Origin of the sequence: Stenotrophomonas maltophilia, assembly GCF_023518235.1 — a bacterium.
Classification (GTDB): domain Bacteria; phylum Pseudomonadota; class Gammaproteobacteria; order Xanthomonadales; family Xanthomonadaceae; genus Stenotrophomonas.
Genome location: NZ_CP090423.1, coordinates 1,422,263 through 1,439,597, shown reverse-complemented (window position 1 = coordinate 1,439,597; position 17,335 = coordinate 1,422,263). Strand labels below are relative to the sequence as shown.

General features: G+C 62.3%; 15 protein-coding genes. 12 read left to right on the top strand and 3 right to left on the bottom strand.

What is annotated here, in order from left to right:
* Positions 1 to 210: 210 nt before the first annotated feature.
* The 12 genes from LZ605_RS06685 (at position 211) to LZ605_RS06635 (ending at position 13,681) form a co-directional block, all read left to right on the top strand.
* Positions 211 to 1,668: an undecaprenyl-phosphate glucose phosphotransferase gene (locus LZ605_RS06685; RefSeq protein ID WP_249844221.1), complete on the top strand. Its 1,458-nt coding sequence runs from the start codon at positions 211 to 213 to the stop codon at positions 1,666 to 1,668.
* A 216-nt stretch (positions 1,669 to 1,884) separates the two neighbouring features.
* Complete coding sequence (locus LZ605_RS06680) at positions 1,885 to 2,256, top strand: low molecular weight phosphotyrosine protein phosphatase (RefSeq protein WP_249844220.1); 372 nt, start codon at positions 1,885 to 1,887, stop codon at positions 2,254 to 2,256.
* 57 nt (positions 2,257 to 2,313) lie between these two features.
* The gene (locus LZ605_RS06675; protein ID WP_249844219.1) at positions 2,314 to 4,524 is read left to right on the top strand and encodes a polysaccharide biosynthesis tyrosine autokinase; all 2,211 of its coding nucleotides are present in this window, start codon (positions 2,314 to 2,316) and stop codon (positions 4,522 to 4,524) included.
* A 106-nt stretch (positions 4,525 to 4,630) separates the two neighbouring features.
* Positions 4,631 to 5,764, top strand: a complete 1,134-nt coding sequence (locus LZ605_RS06670) for an NAD-dependent epimerase/dehydratase family protein (protein WP_249844218.1) — start codon at positions 4,631 to 4,633, stop codon at positions 5,762 to 5,764.
* Between the two features lie 29 nt (positions 5,765 to 5,793).
* Positions 5,794 to 6,816: a hypothetical protein gene (locus tag LZ605_RS06665; RefSeq protein ID WP_249844217.1), complete on the top strand. Its 1,023-nt coding sequence runs from the start codon at positions 5,794 to 5,796 to the stop codon at positions 6,814 to 6,816.
* Between the two features lie 13 nt (positions 6,817 to 6,829).
* A complete protein-coding gene (locus tag LZ605_RS06660; RefSeq protein ID WP_249844216.1) occupies positions 6,830 to 8,149 on the top strand; it encodes a hypothetical protein in 1,320 nt (439 codons plus the stop codon).
* Entirely contained in the window at positions 8,146 to 9,426 is a 1,281-nt protein-coding gene (locus tag LZ605_RS06655) for a lipopolysaccharide biosynthesis protein (protein ID WP_249844215.1), read from the top strand. Before LZ605_RS06660 ends, LZ605_RS06655 begins: the two co-directional genes overlap by 4 nt.
* Positions 9,423 to 10,676, top strand: coding sequence for a hypothetical protein (locus tag LZ605_RS06650; RefSeq protein WP_249844214.1), 1,254 nt, complete (start codon positions 9,423 to 9,425; stop codon positions 10,674 to 10,676). The genes LZ605_RS06655 and LZ605_RS06650 overlap by 4 nt, the downstream gene beginning before the upstream one ends.
* A complete protein-coding gene (locus tag LZ605_RS23190) occupies positions 10,676 to 11,266 on the top strand; it encodes an acyltransferase (RefSeq protein WP_429001138.1) in 591 nt (196 codons plus the stop codon). Before LZ605_RS06650 ends, LZ605_RS23190 begins: the two co-directional genes overlap by 1 nt.
* On the top strand, positions 11,263 to 12,108 hold the full coding sequence (gene kdsA, locus LZ605_RS06645) for a 3-deoxy-8-phosphooctulonate synthase (RefSeq protein ID WP_249844213.1): 846 nt from the start codon (positions 11,263 to 11,265) through the stop codon (positions 12,106 to 12,108). The genes LZ605_RS23190 and kdsA overlap by 4 nt, the downstream gene beginning before the upstream one ends.
* A 1-nt stretch (position 12,109) precedes the next feature.
* Positions 12,110 to 12,661: a KdsC family phosphatase gene (locus tag LZ605_RS06640; protein WP_249844212.1), complete on the top strand. Its 552-nt coding sequence runs from the start codon at positions 12,110 to 12,112 to the stop codon at positions 12,659 to 12,661.
* 72 nt (positions 12,662 to 12,733) lie between these two features.
* Positions 12,734 to 13,681, top strand: a complete 948-nt coding sequence (locus tag LZ605_RS06635; protein ID WP_249844211.1) for a KpsF/GutQ family sugar-phosphate isomerase — start codon at positions 12,734 to 12,736, stop codon at positions 13,679 to 13,681.
* 45 nt (positions 13,682 to 13,726) lie between these two features.
* On the opposite strand, the gene LZ605_RS06630 is transcribed toward LZ605_RS06635, so the two are convergent.
* From LZ605_RS06630 to LZ605_RS06620, 3 genes are read right to left on the bottom strand one after another with little or no spacing between them, the layout of a single operon-like run.
* Positions 13,727 to 15,868: a YjbH domain-containing protein gene (locus tag LZ605_RS06630; RefSeq protein WP_249844210.1), complete on the bottom strand. Its 2,142-nt coding sequence runs from the start codon at positions 15,866 to 15,868 to the stop codon at positions 13,727 to 13,729.
* Complete coding sequence (locus LZ605_RS06625) at positions 15,868 to 16,641, bottom strand: capsule biosynthesis GfcC family protein (protein WP_249844209.1); 774 nt, start codon at positions 16,639 to 16,641, stop codon at positions 15,868 to 15,870. The genes LZ605_RS06630 and LZ605_RS06625 overlap by 1 nt, the downstream gene beginning before the upstream one ends.
* Complete coding sequence (locus LZ605_RS06620) at positions 16,638 to 17,324, bottom strand: YjbF family lipoprotein (RefSeq protein ID WP_249844208.1); 687 nt, start codon at positions 17,322 to 17,324, stop codon at positions 16,638 to 16,640. The genes LZ605_RS06625 and LZ605_RS06620 overlap by 4 nt, the downstream gene beginning before the upstream one ends.
* Positions 17,325 to 17,335 lie beyond the last annotated feature (11 nt).

Genomic DNA, 17,335 nt, shown 5'->3' with positions numbered 1-17,335 from the left:
AAAATAGGATTAGTTCTAATGACTTAGCTCGGTTCGACGCGGAAGGTGGGCGCCATTGAGTGACCGGGTTCCTATCTTTTGCGCGTGACATCATTCACAATCTCTGCACATTTAATTGACACAACACTCGACACTTCCGCGCGGGCTGGGGAGTCCCGCGCGCGACAGCGAGCCGCTCGCTGTCAAGTCGAGTAGACATGGAGAAGTGCTTTGCTACATGGATCCGTAGAAGACCTTCCCGCCGAGCGGGCCCGGGCTGGCCGCCGCCGGGTCGAGGCCCGGGCTGCCCTGGAGCTGGGGCTGCGCCTGGGTGATCTGTTGCTGCTGCCTGGCATGGCGGTGCTCTCGCACGTGCTGTGCTACGCCACTGGGGCGCCCAGTCCCTCGCAGCGCATCGTGTTCGGCGCGGTGATTCTCAGCGCCATCGTCTGTTTCTCCATTGCCCCGGTCTATCGCAACTGGCGCGTGCGCGGCCTGCTCGCCGACCTGTGGCTGCTGCTGCTGGCCTGGTCCGGCACGTTCGCCCTGTTCTCGCTGTACGCCGTGCTGGTCGGCCTGGGTGACGCGGTGCCAGCGCAGTGGCTGGTGGGTTGGTACTTTACCGGCCTGGCCTCGATGGCGACGGTACGCGTGCTGCTGCGGGTGCAGCTGCATCGGCTGCGTTCGCGTGGCCTGGACCGGGAGCGGGTGTTGCTGGTCGGCCTGCGGGCGCCGGCGCTCAGGTTGCACCGCCTGCTGCGCGGCAAGCCGGAACTGGGCAAGGAAGTGGTCGGCTATTTCAGCAGTGCCGGCGACATCGCCACCCGCCGTGGCGGCGATGCGCCGCGCCGCCTGGGCGCTCTGGGCGACGTTCCGCAGTACATGGACCTGCATCGGGGCGAGTTCGACCAGGTCTGGGTCTCGATGCCGATGGGCGACACCGCGCCGATCAAGGACATGCTCAAGCAGATCGAGCGCTTTCCCGTGCCTGTGCGTCTGATTCCCGATACCACCGGCCTGGGTGCATTGAATCCCGGAGTGCACCAGGTGGGCGATGTGCCGATGATCGGCGTTCGCCAGGGCCTGGCCGACCATCGCTTCCGGTTGTTCAAGCGTGTCGAGGACATCCTGGTGGCCGGCGTGGCGGTGGTGCTGCTGTCGCCGCTGTTGGTGGTGCTGGCGCTGGGGGTGAAGCTCAGTTCGCCGGGCCCGGTGCTGTTCCGGCAGCGGCGTCATGGGCTGGGTGGCAAGGAATTCTGGATGCTCAAGTTCCGCTCCATGCGCGTGCATGAAGAGGGTGCGGGGCAGCTGACCCAGGCCACGCGCGGCGATCCGCGGGTTACCCGGTTCGGTGCGTTCCTGCGCCGCAGCAGCCTGGATGAGCTGCCGCAGTTCTTCAACGTGCTGGGCGGCAACATGTCGGTGGTGGGGCCGCGGCCGCACGCGATCCAGCACAACAACCACTACGAGCGGGTGATCGAGCGCTACATGCATCGTCACTACGTCAAGCCGGGCATCACGGGCTGGGCACAGGTGCACGGGCTGCGTGGCGAGACCCCCGAGCTGCGCTCGATGAAGAAACGAGTGCAGTACGACATCGACTACATCCGCCGCTGGAGCCCGACGCTGGACGTGCGGATCATCGCGCTGACCGTGCTGAAGGTGCTGGGCCAGAAGTCGGCGTATTGAGTTGGCCGATGTGCGGAACTGCGACGTAATTCCATGAATCTGTTGGCGATTTCATCGCCAGTAATGCGCTTGTAAGGTATCCTGTGCGGCTGCCGCCGACCCATGCTTGTTCTGGTCGCGCGCGCCGCAAGGAATGCCACAGGATCCAGGTCAGTGTTCAAGAACGTTCTTTTTGTATGTGTAGGCAATATCTGCCGCAGCCCTTCGGCTGAAGTCATGCTCAGGCAGGCCGTGGCCGGCAGGGGCATCCAGGTGTCTTCGGCGGGCCTGGGCGCGCTGGTGGGGCACGGCATCGACGCCACCGCGCAGGAGCTGCTGGTGGAGCAGGGCATGGATGGGTTGGCCCACCGCGCCCGCCAGATCGATGACGCCATCCTCGGCGCCGCCGATCTGGTGCTGACCATGGAGCGCAAGCACGTGCGCCGCATCGCCGAGATCGCGCCGCAGGCGTCCGGCAAGACCTTCCTGCTGGGCAAGTGGCAGCAGGATCGGGAGATTCCCGATCCCTACCGCCAGCAGCGTCCCGCGTTCGAGCATGTCTACACGCTGATGGCCGAGGGCGTGGCGAGTTGGGCGCGTCATCTCTGATTGCTGCCCGCTTCGCCGGATCGACCGACACTTCTTTCAATTTGAATCCAAGCGCACATGACCACTGATTCACGTTCCATCACTCAGGATGATGCAGAAGAGATCGATCTTCGCCAGCTGCTCGGTACCCTGGTCGATCACAAGTGGTGGATCCTGCTCATCACCGGCGCGTTCCTGGTCGCATCGGTCGCCTATGTTCTTCTGGCCACGCCGATCTATCGCGCCGACGCGATTGTGCAGGTTGAGCCGAAGACGCCCTCGCTGCCAGGCTTGACGGACTTGAGCCAATCGCTGGGCATCAATGCCGGCACCGCAGAAGCGGCAACAGAGATTGCATTGATCAAGTCCCGTGCGGTTGTCGGCAGTGCTGTGGATGCGCTGCGACTGGACATTGAGATCGTTCCCAGGCACCTCCCTTTGATGGGCGGGTACTTCGTGCGCCGCGCCGAGAAGCGCGCTCCAGGTGAGCTGGCGGACCCGCTGCTGGGTCTGTCGAGTTTCGGTTGGGGTGGTGAGCAGCTTCGGATCTTCCAGCTGGACGTTCCCACCGCTTTGCTGACCACCGACCTGGAGTTGGTGGCTGGAGAGGGCGGGCGCTACGACCTGTATGACGAAGATGGTCAGCGCCTGCTGTCGGGTGAAGTGGGCAAGGCTGCCAGTGGCAAGGGCGTGACGATTCAGGTCGAGACGCTGAATGCTCATCCCGGCATGCGGTTCAAGGTGGTGCGTCATCGCCACCTCAGTGTCGTCAGCGACCTTCAGAAGGAAATTGGAGTGGGTGAGGCCGGAAAAGACTCCGGCATTCTCACGCTGACCTACGAGAATGCGGATTCCGACCTCGCCAGGAACTTCCTGCAGCAGGTGGCGCAGGCCTATGTTCGGCAGAACGTCGAGCGCAACTCTGCTGAAGCGTCTGCGCAGCTGACTTTCGTCAAGGAACAGTTGCCGAACGTCCGTAACCAGGTCGACTCCGCCCAGAAGGCACTGAGTGCGTATCAGATGCGCGCAAACTCCGTGGACCTGAGCCTGCAGACCAAGGGGCTGCTTGATCAGGAGGTGGCCGTTGAAACCAGCATCCAGCAGTTGCGCCTGCAACAGGCGGAAATGGACCGCAAGTTCACTAGGGACCATCCCGCGTACCAGGCTTTGATGCGTCAGATCGGCGATCTTGAGTCGCGCAAGCACGGCTTCCAGGGCCAGGTGAAACAGCTTCCGGAAGCCCAGCAGGAACTTCTGCGCTTGACCCGTGACCTGCAGGTCAGCAACGAGATGTACACCGCGATGCTGAATCAGGCGCAGCAGCTGGATGTTGCGCGTGCCGGCACGGTGGGCAACGTGCGCATCGTGGACGCTGCGGAGGTCGATGCCACCGAGCCGGTGAAGCCGCGAAAGGGCATGGTCGTGCTGGTAGGGGCGCTGTTGGGCGCCTTCCTCTCCATCGGTCTGGTTCTTCTGCGCCAGCTGCTCAACCGTGGCGTCGAAGACCCTTCCCAGATCGAAGAGATCGGCCTGCCGGTCTATGCCTCCATTCCTGTCAGCCCGGGGCAGCAGTCCGACTCGGTGCGCGGCAAGTTCCGCGCCGATGGCAAGCTGCACCTGCTGGCCATGAAGGATCCGGCAGACCTCGCGATCGAGGCGGTGCGCAGCCTGCGTACGAGCCTGCACTTCGCTCGGTTGGAGGCGAAGAACAACATCGTGCTGATCTCCGGCTCAAGCCCCAACGCCGGCAAGACCTTTGTCTCCTCGAACCTGGCGGCGGTCATCGCGCAGGCCGGCCAGCGTGTGCTGATCATCGATGCGGACATGCGAAAGGGCACGCTGCACAAGGCGCTGGGTGCAACCCAGACGCCGGGCCTGTCTGACGTGCTGGTTGGCAAGGCGACGCTGGAGGAGGCCATCCGCACCGTTGACGGCTTGGGGAATCTGAGCTTCATCTCGCGCGGTGACGTTCCGCCGAACCCTTCCGAACTTCTGATGCACCGCAACTTCACGGAACTGCTTGAGCAGGTCGAGAAGCAGTTTGATCTGGTCATCATCGATACGCCGCCGATCCTGGCGGTGACCGACGCGGCGATCATTGCCCACCACGCCGGCACCTGTCTGCTGGTGGCGCGTTTCGGCCTGAATCAGCCCAAGGAGCTGACACTTGCCCGCAAGCGCTTCGAGCAGAACAACGTCCAGTTGAAGGGCGCGATCTTCAATGCGGTCGAGCGCCGTGCGACCGGCTATTACAGCTACGGCTACTACGAGTACAAGTCGACCCGGTGAGCGGGAACTGAGGCAGGGTGCCCTGTGGCGCCCTGGGTGACACGGAAGTCACGGCTGCTGCAGAACGCGGGACCGCGACGCAATTCGAGAGGCTGCGGAGATACACATGAAAGTACTGATTACCGGTGGTGCAGGGTTCATTGGCAGTGCCTTGGCGCGCGCGCTGGTTGCGCGCGGCGACCAGGTAACCATCCTGGACAACCTTTCGCCGCAGATCCACGGCGACAGCCCGGAAGATTCGGCGCTGCTGGCTTCGCTGCCGCCTGAGGCCGTCGTGGTCAAGGGCGACGTGCGCCTGCGCGAAGATTGGCTGAAAGTGCTTCCCGGCCAGGACGTAGTCGTCCACCTGGCGGCAGAAACGGGAACCGGTCAGTCCATGTACGAGATCGATCGCTACGTTGATGTCAACGTGCGCGGTACCTCGCTGTTCCTCGATCTGATCGGCAACAAGGTGCAGGGCTGCGGGTCGGTCAAGCGGGTCGTTGTCGCGTCTTCGCGCTCGATCTACGGCGAAGGCAAGTACAAGGGTGCCAACGGTCCGGTCTATCCGGGGGCGCGCATCGACGCGGACCTGCAGGAGGGCATCTTTGAATGCCGCGATCCGGCAACGGGCGATCTGGTGGAGCCGCTGGCAACCGATGAAGAATCGCGCATCCATCCGAGCTCGATCTATGGCATCACCAAGCAGGTTCAGGAACAACTGGTGCTGGTGGGTGCTGCCGCCATTGGTATCCAGGGAATCGCCCTGCGCTATCAGAATGTCTACGGCCCGGGCCAGTCGCTGAAGAACCCCTACACCGGCATCCTGTCGATCTTCTCCACCCTGTTGCTGCAGGGCAAGGACGTGAACATCTTCGAGGACGGCAAGGAAACCCGCGATTTCGTCTTCATTGATGACGTGGTGGCGGCGACGGTGTCGGCCATCGATGCAGATGTCAGTGGGCAGGCCTTCAATGTGGGTACCGGCGAAGCGACCGATGTGATCACCGTTGCCAGTGCGCTGAAGGACGCATACGGCAAGGGCGGAGAGATCCGCATCTCCGGCAACTACCGCATTGGTGACATCCGGCACAACTTCGCCGATCTCAGTCGCGCTGAAGCTGCCATCGGCTATCGCCCGCGCGTGACCTTCGCCGAAGGCGTGAAGCGCTTTGCCGCGTGGGTACTGACCCAGCAGATTGAAGACTCCGGTTACCAGCGCTCGGTCGACGAGATGCGGGCAAAGGGACTGCTCAAGTGAAGGTTGAAGGGCGATCAGAGGAGCAGGTTGTGAGCGAATCCCTTGAAGGGAAGCGTGTGCTCTTCATCGCCCCGATGTTCTTCGGCTATGAGAAGCTCATCAAGGCCGAGCTGGAGCAGCAGGGCGCGCACGTTGATTTCCACCCTGATCGCCCGGGTGTGGATTTCCTCACCAAGGCCTTGATCCGTATTGATCGGCGCCTGCTTGCCCGGCGAATCGCCAAGCATTACCGGGGCATCCTCGAGGCTGCGGCTGGTGCGCAGTACGATCATGTCCTGGTCATCCGTGGTGAAGCCATCTCGCCGCAGATCATTGCGCAGCTCCGTGCCACCCAGCCGGCCGCGAAGCTGACGCTGTATCTCTGGGACTCGATGCATTACAACCCGAACGCGCGTCTGATCAAGCCGTACTTCGATTCCGTCTTGTCGTTCGACCGGGTTGATGTGTCCGAGAACCCGGAGATCGAGTTCCTGCCGCTGTTCTTCGCCAACGAGTATGGCCGTGCGGCAGAGTGGCGCGGCGAGTACGAGTACGACGCCTGCTTCATCGGCACGATCCATACCGACCGTTACCGGATTCTGGAGAAACTGCTGGACGCTCTGGAGCGGGATGGGCGCCGGGTATTCGTGTACTGCTATTACCCCTCCAGGATTCTGCATCGCCTGCGCTCGCTGGTGGATCCTGGCTTCCGCAGATTCTCGAAGAAGTACGTGAACTTCGTTGGGTTGCCGTTGCCGAAGGTTGTTGATTACATCAGCGTGTCGCGTTGCGTGATCGACATCAATCGGCCTGATCAGAAGGGCCTGACGATGCGAACGATCGAGGCATTGGGTGCGCAGCGGAAGCTGATCACCACCAATGAGGATGTCAGCTCCTATGACATCTACACCAGTTCCGGGGTGAAAATCGTGGATCGCGATGCGCCGCGAGTGGCGGAGGAGTTCCTGGATTCCGAAGGAGTGCCGTACGACGAGGCGGTCAGGGCGCGCTACACGGTCGGGAATTGGGTAGAGCAGGTGCTGCAGGTGCGCGCTTCCGTGGAAGTCGTCTGAGAGTACGCAAAGAATGAGTATTTCAGTCGCTACGACGTCGATTCAAGGAGTGCGGAGGCTGGAGGGGGGCTGGCTTTCCGTGCTGGCCCTTTCGACGATCTTCATATCGGGAATCTACGTTCCAACGCCACTGGGAAACCTGTACTTTTCATACATCTGTATGATCGCAACCTATGCTCTGCTTGTTCTCAAGACCAGGAGCCTCGGTCTTCGGCGGGAGTATCTGGGCTTTGCCGCGGCTTTGGCCTGTCTGTCCCTCATGGGTGCGTTGTTCAACGATGCCGCAGCGGGTTCGCGGGCATCCGTGTTTCTGGTTTCCCTTGCGAAGATCATGCTTTTCATGTTCTTCGTTGTGTTCTTCACGTCCATCTATAATCTGCTGGGAAGATCCGTCAACAAGGTCTTCTCGATCTATCTGAAGGTTGCATACTTCTTTGCTGCATTAGGGGTGCTGCAGGAGCTGGTCTTCGTCATGCTTGACGTCGACATGCTTGCTTTCCTGTCACCTGGATCGAAGAGGCTGGGCTCACATCTCGGAATCGCAGGCCTAAGTGTCGAGCCGGCGTTCTATGCATGTGCCCTCCTGCCCGCGGGTGCGTACCACGTTTCGCGATTCGTGCAGAGATTCCGAATCTCGTTCAAGGGCGCGATCACCGTGCTGGCCATCGTGCTCTCGACCTCAGCGCTCGGATACATCGGTCTGTTCGTTTCGGCCGCGGCGACGTTCATTGTGGGCTTTCATATTCGCCGATTCTGGATTCTGTTTCTCTCGGTTCCGCTCGTTCTTGTTCTGGCCATCAAGGTAAGCAGCCTTGACTTCTTTCAGTTGAGGTGGAACGACACTGTCTCAGTGCTGCAAGGCGGCGAGCTTACGATGGAGGACGGAATGAACCTCAGCACGTACTCGAATGCCGTCAATTCGCTGATATCCCTTCGTTCCTTCGCTGACAACTACGGCATAGGTGTCGGTATGGGCATGTACAGCGCCGTCTTTGATGAGTACATCTCTGGCTACGAACTCCCGGCCTATCGAGACGACATTCCCGGTAGAGGCTCGGCAACTTCGCTGTTCGCACGTGTAACTGCGGAGCTCGGGCTGGCGGGCTGGCTGCTCCTGTTGACGGTGCTTTACTGGGCGTGGAAGAACATGCGGGCGGCGGATGACAAAGCGATGGCAATCGCCTATATCGCCACACTCTCGATCATTCTGCTCCGGATGGGGGAGTACTACGCCAACGGTGTTGTACTGGTGTTGGTGATGATCTACCTCTCCCGGGCTGCGGATCGGCGAGTGCCACGGCTTCAGGGGAAGGGAACGGAACTGTCCCGATGAATCCTGGGCGTTTGATCTCGGTTCTGCGGACTCTGCTTCTGCGAGGGCTCGGTTCGGGCGTCTCGGTGCTCTTCACTGTGCTGGTTTCCCGCTATCTGGAGACCCCGGATGCTGCGTTGTTCTTCGTTCTCTTCAATGCCAGCGTCATTGCGGCGGTCTGCTTTCGTTGGGGTGTCGATGAAGTTGTCATTCGACGGGTCGCCGCCGCTCCTGTGGACAAGCGAAACGCTATCGCGGTCGGCTTGGTAATCCAGGCGCATCGCCGGGTTCTGATCTGGGTGATAGCCGCCTTTCTGCTGGGTCTTGCCCTCCTGCTGCCTTCGGTGCGGCATCACTTTGGTGGAGTCGGCTACCTGGACTTCGCCTTGATGGTGACGGCCTCTGGATTGATTGCGTGTGCTTCAGCTGCTGCTCGAGTTCTACAGGGCGAAGGCCGTACAGATGCTGCGACCTTCTATCTGAATATATGCACGCCGTCCTTGACATTGATCGGGCTGTTGTGCCTGCTTCTGCTCGATAACGCAGTCGGTGCCCGGCAGCTGCTCTGGTGCTACCTGCTGGCTGCTGTTGTCATGTATGGCGCGGTCGTGCCCATGCGTTTCGGTCGGAACGTTCTGCTTGGCCTGCTGCCGGGAGGGGCGAAGGTAGTTGCTGACGCCTCTGATCGCGCTGGCGCCAACCGCTTGGGCGCCGTTGTGTTGGCCCAGCAGGCGTTGGGTTGGAGTGCCGTTGCGATCATTCCGATCTTCTACGGTGATTCGGCTTATGCCGGCTTCGTGGTCTCGCAGAAGCTTGCAACGCTGATCAGCCTGCTGATGCTGGCGATCAATTTCACCTTCTCTTCCCGATTCGCGGCCCTGCATGCGCAAGGCAACCTGCAGGAGCTGTGGAAACTCGTCCGCCTTTCCTCCTGGGCGATTCTGATCGCCAGCGCCGCGATCCTCACGGGGGCTTGGTTGTTCATGGGGCCTATCCTGGATTACGCCCGGGTCTCAACGGACTTCGGCGGCATCGTCATCATCATGATGATTGGACAGATGGCGTTCTCCATGGCTGCGCTGTACGCCGTTGTGCTGAGCATGTGCCATCAGGAGAAGTTCCTGCTTTGGATGCAGCTCGGCATGACCATGCTCTTTGTTCCGCTGCTCGTTGCCGTGTGCGCGACGGGAACTCTGGTTGCCGCATCGTGGGTGTTCGTCGTGGCGTACTCCGCTCTGGCGTGTGCGCTCTTCTTCAATGTCCGACGGCTGACGGATGCCGGGGTGAGGCATTCATGAGCGAGTGTCGCAAGGGCGATAGCTTGTATGCAGATATCCAGGCCTTCAAGAGTTCGGGCGTCGCAACCGAGAATGGCCTGAACTATGCGCGGGTGGTGGCACCATACTTGTACGACCCTACTTTGAAGGGGGCGTTGAAGCTCCTGGCACTGTCTTATGGCTTTGGAATCAAGACGTGCGCTGCAGGTGTCAGTGCGCCGACGCATCTTGTCTTCTACGCTTCGCGGGCCAAGAAACGTCGTGACTATGACTTCATTATCGACTCGATCAGACTGAATCTGGGTGAGCGTGCGTCCTACGCCGAGGCGCGAGACGCTGTCTCGCCGCTGCAGTGGCTCCGAACACTCCGTAACCTGCGTCGTGGCCTTCAGATGGCCCGTGGGCTCTCTGCGTCTTTCTCCAGGCGATGGGTCGTTGGCTCTCTCATCGCCAGAATGAAGAGTATTGCGCCGCGCCTTCTCGCTTCCCTTCCTTCCGGGCACCACACTCTGGTGACTTTCTGCGATGCGCATGCAATCGAGAATCTTGTGACTCAGGCAGAGAGGACGCGCGGGTCGCGAACGATCACCAACCAGCATGGGCAGTATCGCGTGTTGGACGCGACAAACATGAGTGCGGATGCAGAGGCCTACGCGAACTTCATCAGTGATCGAATGATTGCCTGGGGAGAGGCGACCGTCGGTGAGTTTCAGAAGATGGGGTACTCCAGGGATCGCCTGAGCATCGCGGGATGGATTCGGCCTCAGAGCGTGCTTCGGCTGGAACGAGGTCGGAAGAATGCTTTTGGCGTAATGCTGAACGGGCAGAATGGAAAGGAGTCGAATCGTGCACTTCTTTCGGCTGCATCTGTCATCGCCGAGGCTTTGGATCTTGCTTATGTCGTCAGGCTTCATCCGTGGACTGCGCTGAGCGAGTACCGCGATGCTGTCGATTCGCGTTGCCAGAAACTGATTCATGCTTCGCTTGAGGAGTACGCAGGACTCGTGGATTTCAGTCTCGCCCATATGTCGGGCGCGGTCGTTGAACTGTTGAATCAGGGCCAGGCGGTCTACCTGCTGGATGATGGAAGACTGGCTGATGTGTTTCGAAGGCCTGGTCTCGCATGGGGTTCGGGGCTGGCCATCAGTGAAGCCGTTATCCAGGACCGTCAGAGTCCGGATCTCCTCCTGCGCAGGATCGATGAGCTTGCCCGTTGGTACAATGATGACTCTGAGCAGCTGGAGAGGCTTGCCAGAGTATTGAGGAGCTGATGTCAGTGCATCGATTCTGGAAGATCTGCTGGGGAGTCCGGGCGCTTTGCTACTCCTTCATACTCGGCGCATTCCGCTTCCCAGGTTATCTCGGGCCCCCAATGTTTCTGCTTGGACCTCGCAAGATGACTTTCGGTCGCAAAGTCCGAGTCTTCCCGGGGCTCCGTGCCGAATGTCATGGCGATGGCCGCCTGCTGGTCGGCGACAACGTGGCCATCGGGCAGGGGTTTCATGTAACCGCGATGGGGCCGATCAGTATTGGATCAGGAACTCTGATTACAGGGTACGTCTCGGTTACGGACATTGAACACGCGTACCACGCAATCGACGTTCCCATCCTCGAGCAACCCTCGGTATGGAAAGAAACGCGTATTGGCCGGAACTGCTTTCTGGGTATGGGGGCGCGGGTTCAGGCGGGTACAATCCTGGGAGATGGTTGCATTGTCGGAGCCAACGCCGTCGTCAGGGGTGAGTTCCCTCCCTATTCAGTAATCGTCGGCGCGCCGGGCAGGGTGGTTAAGCGATACACGCCCGAAAGTGGAACCTGGCAGCGCGTGGCCTCAACCCATTCAATCGAGAGCAGCTCATGAACGTTTCCATCAACGATACTGTTGCCGTCGGCAACGACCTCCCCTTCGTCCTGTTCGGTGGTCTGAACGTCCTTGAGGACCTCGACTCCACGCTGTTTGCGGCGGAGAAGTACGTCGAGGTCACCGGCAAGCTCGGTATTCCCTACGTCTTCAAGGCTTCGTTCGACAAGGCCAATCGCTCGTCGATCAAGTCCTTTCGTGGCGTGGGCCTGGAAGAGGGTATCCGCATCTTCCAGGAAGTGAAGAACCGCTTCGGCGTGCCGGTGATCACCGACGTCCATGAAGTGGACCAGGCGGCTCCGGTGGCCGAAGTGGTCGACGTGCTGCAGATCCCCGCGTTCCTGGCGCGCCAGACCGATCTGGTCACCGCCATCGCGCGCACTGACCGGGCGATCAACATCAAGAAGCCGCAGTTCCTCAGCCCGTCGCAGATGAAGAACATCGCCAGCAAGATCCGCGAGGCTGGCAACGAGCGGATCATCCTGTGCGAGCGTGGCGCGCAGTTCGGCTACGACAACCTGGTCGTGGACATGCTGGGCTTCCGCGAGATGATCGAGGCCACCGGTGGCCTGCCGGCCATCTTCGATGTGACCCACAGTCTGCAGCGCCGCGACTCCGGCAGTGAGGCCTCCGGTGGCCGCCGCCGCCAGGTGGTGGAGCTGGCGCGTGCGGGCATGGCGGTTGGCCTGGCCGGGCTGTTCCTGGAGGCGCATCCGGACCCGGACAACGCGCGTTGCGATGGTCCGAGCGCGTTGCCGCTGAGCGCCCTTGAGCCCTTCCTGGCACAGATCAAGGCAGTCGATGATCTGGTCAAGTCGTTCCCGAAGCTCGACATCGCCTGACATGGAATCGGCGAAGTACCAGGGGCCGATCAAGCTGGTCCTGTTCGACGTGGACGGCGTACTGACGGATGGTGGCCTGCACATCGATGGCAAGGGCGAGCAGTTCAAGACGTTCAACGTCCGCGATGGCCTGGCTGTCGCGTTGCTGCGTGTGCATGGCATCCGGTGTGGCGTGTTGTCGGGCAAGGCGAGCCCCTCGCTGGACTTCCGGATCCATCAGCTGGGCATGGACGTGGCAGTGACCGGTCGGCTCGAGAAGCTCGATGCGTTGGCCGCCATCTGTGGCGACCTTGGCATCGCTGAAGGCGAGATCGCCTATGTCGGTGACGATGTCGTTGACCTGCCATTGGCGGGCAGGGTGGGGCGCTTCTACGCGCCCGCCGATGCGCATCCGCTGGTATTGGCTGCCGCTGATGTGGTTGCCGATACCTGTGGCGGGCGTGGCGTCGGGCGGGAAGTGGCCGAGCGCGTTCTTGCCGAAGGTGGCATTGGCCTGCAGGAAGCGTACGCACCGCTGGTTGCAGGTTGGAGCGCCGCGGGAGCGGTGCAGTAACCGGCGCAGGGTTGCGCGGGTAAGCGTGGCGCACGCAGGTGCGCCGCGAATGATCATCAGAAGGAAGCACGTATGTCCTCCGTGGTATCAGTCGCCGATCACATCGCATCGGCCAAACGCGTCCTGCAGATCGAGGCGTCGGCCGTCGCCGCGCTTGCCGACAGGCTCGATGGGCAGTTCACCGAGGCGGTAGAGCAGGTGCTGGGCTCACAGGGCCGGGTCATCATCTGCGGCATGGGCAAGTCGGGCATCATCGGGCGCAAGATCGCCGCCACGTTGGCCAGCACGGGCACGCCCAGCTTCTTCATGCATCCAGGCGAGGCATTCCATGGCGATCTGGGCATGGTCACCGCCACCGATGTGTTCGTTGCGATCTCCTACTCCGGCGAAACCGAAGAGGTGGTGAAACTGCTGCCGTTCCTGAAGGACAACGGCAATTTCCTGGTGGCGATCACCGGCCGTGTGACCTCGACGCTGGCGCAGGCGGCCGATTGCCATCTGGATGCCGGTGTTGCGCAGGAAGCCTGTCCGCTGGCGCTGGCACCGACCGCATCGACGACCGCGACGCTGGCGATGGGCGATGCGCTGGCCGTTGCATTGATGGAGGCGCGGGGCTTCCAGCCGGAGAATTTCGCGCGTTTCCACCCGGGTGGCTCGCTGGGTCGGCGCCTGCTGTCGCGCGTGGAACACGAGATGATCGTTGGCGATCTGCCGGTGGTGGAGGCGGCAGCAACGATGATGGACGTTCTCCAGGCCATCACCCGCTCCAGCCTGGGCTTGGCGATTGTACGGGCCGACTCGGGCTACGCGATCATTACCGATGGTGACGTGCGCCGTGCGCTCGAACGCCATGGTCGCGAGGTGTTCGACAGGTCTGCGGCCGAGCTGATGACCGCCTCACCTGCGCAGGTGAGCGTAGGGACGCGGGTTGAGGATGCGCTGGTACTGATGGAGCGGCGGCGGATCTCGTCGTTGCTGGTATTCGATGGTGACGTGCTGGCCGGCGTTTTCAAGAAGTAGAAAGAGGAAGGCGCCCTTGCAGGGCGCCTTCTTCATGTTCCGGCACTATTTCGCGATCGCATCGAAGTTCCGGTAGAAGATCTCCGAATCGCGCTCGGAGGTCAGCTGGTAAAGGCTGTGCGAGTGCGAGAGACGGGCGCCACCGTCCCGGTACAGGGGGTTCCACATGAAGTCGGCGCGGGCACGGGTCGAGCGCGGCAGCATGAAGTCGAAAGGTACCGAGAAGTAGATGCCCTTGTCGAAACTGCCTTCGCCGAAGTCCCGCGATGAAACGTCGGTCTTGGTGGCGTAGGCGCCCATGGTCACGCCGTTGTCGAACAGGCGGGCCACCGATACCGTCGCGCCCCAGTCCTTGGCCAGGTAGCGACCCGCGCTGACCGCGCTGATGAGACGGCGCTGGTCACCCCACAGGTAATAGAGCGTGGCGTGGCCGGTGGTGACGCTGTAGTCGCGGAAGCTGAAACGCTGATCGAAATCGCGCTGCTTGACCCAGTTCAGTTCGGCACCCAGCGCCCAGCGTTCGTCCATCGGGCGATACAGGAGCTCACCGCCGACGCCGCCATACATGTACTCCAGCATGCCGGCATAGGCCATGCCGTACAGGTCGCGGCCGAGCTGCTTGGTGCCGGTCAGCTGCAGGTTGGGCAGGGTGAAGTCCGAGGTGGTCAGATACTGGCGCACGTAGGTGCGCACGCGCGGCAGCCTGCTGGGGGCGTCGTACTTGAACTTGTCGTAGTTGTTGTAGGCGTTGTAGCTGGCGGTGCCGCTCAGCCAGAGGTTCTCGTTGAAGCGGAGGGTCGCGCCGTACATCGCCGCAACCTGGAACAGGATGAAGCCGTCGGGACCGCCCACGCTCTGCCGATAGCCGACGTTGAACGCGCCGTCGAAGCGCTTCAGTGGTGCTTCGTACAGCGTTTCCGAGCGCCTCGCATAGGGGGCATTCATCTCGACGTGGCGGCTGACGGTTGCCAGATCGGTCCGGTCGTCCAGGTACTGGTTGAAGGTCTTCCGTTCCAGGCTGGTCTCGACCACCGGCAGGCCGAGGCGGACGTTGCGCAATGTCCACCAGCTGACATCCTGTGGCGTCTGCGGATCAAGAATGCGCGCCGCGCGACCAATGCCCTGTGCCGGGTAGATGAAGCGGCGCTGCTCGGCACTGACGATCAGTTCCTGGCCGCTTCGATCAATGCGCTTCACGCGCAGGCCGGCATTTTCCTCCAGCTCGTGGGCAATGGATGACCAATCGGTGGGGGTTGCCGCCTCGGTTGCAGCGACGGTCTGCGGCTCATTCTGTGCGGTAGGCTTCCTGGCAACCGGCGGTGGGTCCATCAGCTTGGCCATGGGCTTGGTCTGGGCCAGGTTGGAATGCAGCGTGATGCCGACCATGGCCGTGTTCCCGCGCTCCCAGCCCAGGTGCAGCAGCACGCTGTTGTTCACTGCGAACACGGCACCCAGATTGATGGGCGAGGACTGCTTCTGGTTGTTCCGTTGCGGCTCGTGGCGGTAGTCGTTGCCGTCATACTCGAGCTTCAGCTGCAGGCGGTCCCAGGGCGTCTGGTAGCTGACGCCGCCAAACACACCGAGCCGGCCGCGGAACATCGCGCTGGTATTGAAGTCGCCGGGCGTGTTGACGCCGGGGCGCTCCTTGAAGCGGTCGTCGATCGCGCCCAGGGGATTGTCGAGGTCGCCACGGTTGCCGATATAGCCGGTCGCCACGCCAAGGCTTGCGTCAAACGCGCCGAAGCGCTTGCTGGCAACGACGTACTCGCTTGAGAACAGACCGGTACCGCCGAGATCGCGCGCGCCGACCGACACTTCCGGAAGCCAGCGACCTTCCTGCCACAGGCGCAGCTTGAGGTCGATCGACTTGTCCTTGTAGTTCTGGTTGCCGCTGAGCCACTCCGAGCCATAACGGCGGTTGGCCACCGAGATGTAACGGAATGATCCTTCCACCCACGGCAGGGGTTGCATCACCACCGTGTACCGGCTGTAGGGCGAGGTGTGGCTGGCGGTGAGGCTGAGCTCGCCTTCCTCGCTCATGCGGGCGCTGGGTGTCTGCAGCAGGCCGATGCCACCCCAGTCGCTGGCGGTGGGAGCTGGACCTTCCTGGGCGTACAGGGCTGCGCTGATGCTGAGGCTCAACAGGGCGATGCCGGCGCGAGCCAGCGGCAATCGGTTACGGCACATCACTCTGGAACTCCGGGCGCATCCAGCACCTGGGTGGCGAGGAAGCGCGCGGCTTCTTCGTTGATATCGGGGGTGGTGGAGCGCACGGCGGATCCGGCAATGGGGACGTAGACGACTGCCCCCGGCGCCAAGGGGGTCCGTGCACTGCGGTTCCACAACGCAATGCCGATCTTCGTGACCCGGCCGTCGGGTTGGATCACATAGAGATCGTCAGGGCTGGCGGCGGGCAACAGTTCACACTGGTTGCGGTAGATGCGCGCGTCCTGCATCGCCGCATGCGGCACCGCGCATGGCTGGGTAACCGCACCGGTGACAGTCACGGTCTGTGGTCGCGACGGGTAGACCAGCCGGTCGCCGGGTCGTGCCGATCGATCCTGTGGGCGGTCGGCCTCCAGCGAGCGCGGTTGGAGCAGTTGCGGTTCGCGGCCGGTGACCGGAAGTGCGCCGAACTCGCGGGCCATCCGGGCGGCGGCGTCGGCGATGTCGGGCGCGTCGTCAAGGGCGGCCAGTGTCTCAAGGTCGAACAGCACGCCAGCCTTCAGGCGCGTCTGTTGTGCCGTGTTGTCCGCGCGCAGCAGGGCGGCGCCTGCAAAGTAGGCGTGCTCGTCGGGGGCGGCGGCAAGGGCGGCGGCGCTGAGGCGCGCGTTGCCTGCCAGGGTATGTGGGCCTGGGCCGCGTACCTGGCCATAGGCCTCAACCACGATCGGAGAGGCCGCCTGGACAGTGCCGGCGAGTACGGCGCCAAGGGCCATGACGATAAGGTGCGGCGTCATCGGGGCTGCAGGTCCGGCGAATAGGGTTTGAGCTGGATGATGTCCAGATGGGTGTCCGGCGCGATGGCCTGGCGGCTTTTCCAGATGAAGCCGTTGGCCGGGTCCACCCAGAAGTGGTTGTCCTGCTTCCAGCCCTCACCGCGCAGCTGCTCGCGGATGTGCAGCAGCTCGAGCGTGCGGCCCAGGATATCGACGCGCTCGGTGCCCAGCGGGTACAGGGTGCCGGTCACCTCGATGCCGAAGCGATAGCCGGGCATGAGGTCATAGCGTCGTTGCACGACCTGGCCCTCGTGCACCTTGCGCAGGTCGAGGAACGGGTTCGGCCCGATGATCTGCATCTGCTGCAGCTCGGGCGCACCGCCGTGGGTGGCTTCGATCAGCCCGTTGCGCAGGAACACGATGCTGCGTTCGCTGCTGTACCAGGCCTGGCGACCGTCATCCACTGCACCAAGCACCAGCACGGCGCCGCCTGCCGGTCCATTGACCTTGATCTGCGGGTAGCGGTTGCGGGCAACGTCCTGGGCAGTGGGCTGAACATCCGGTGCGCCCTGCACGGCCAGTTGCACGGCCTTGACGCTGCTGCGGCTGACGACGCCGCAGCCGGCTGCCGAGACCGCGATGGCAGCCAGCAGGCCCAGGCGGAAACTCCGGAGCATGAGGCCGGAGCGAGCGTTCCTGCTCATCTGAAGCCTCG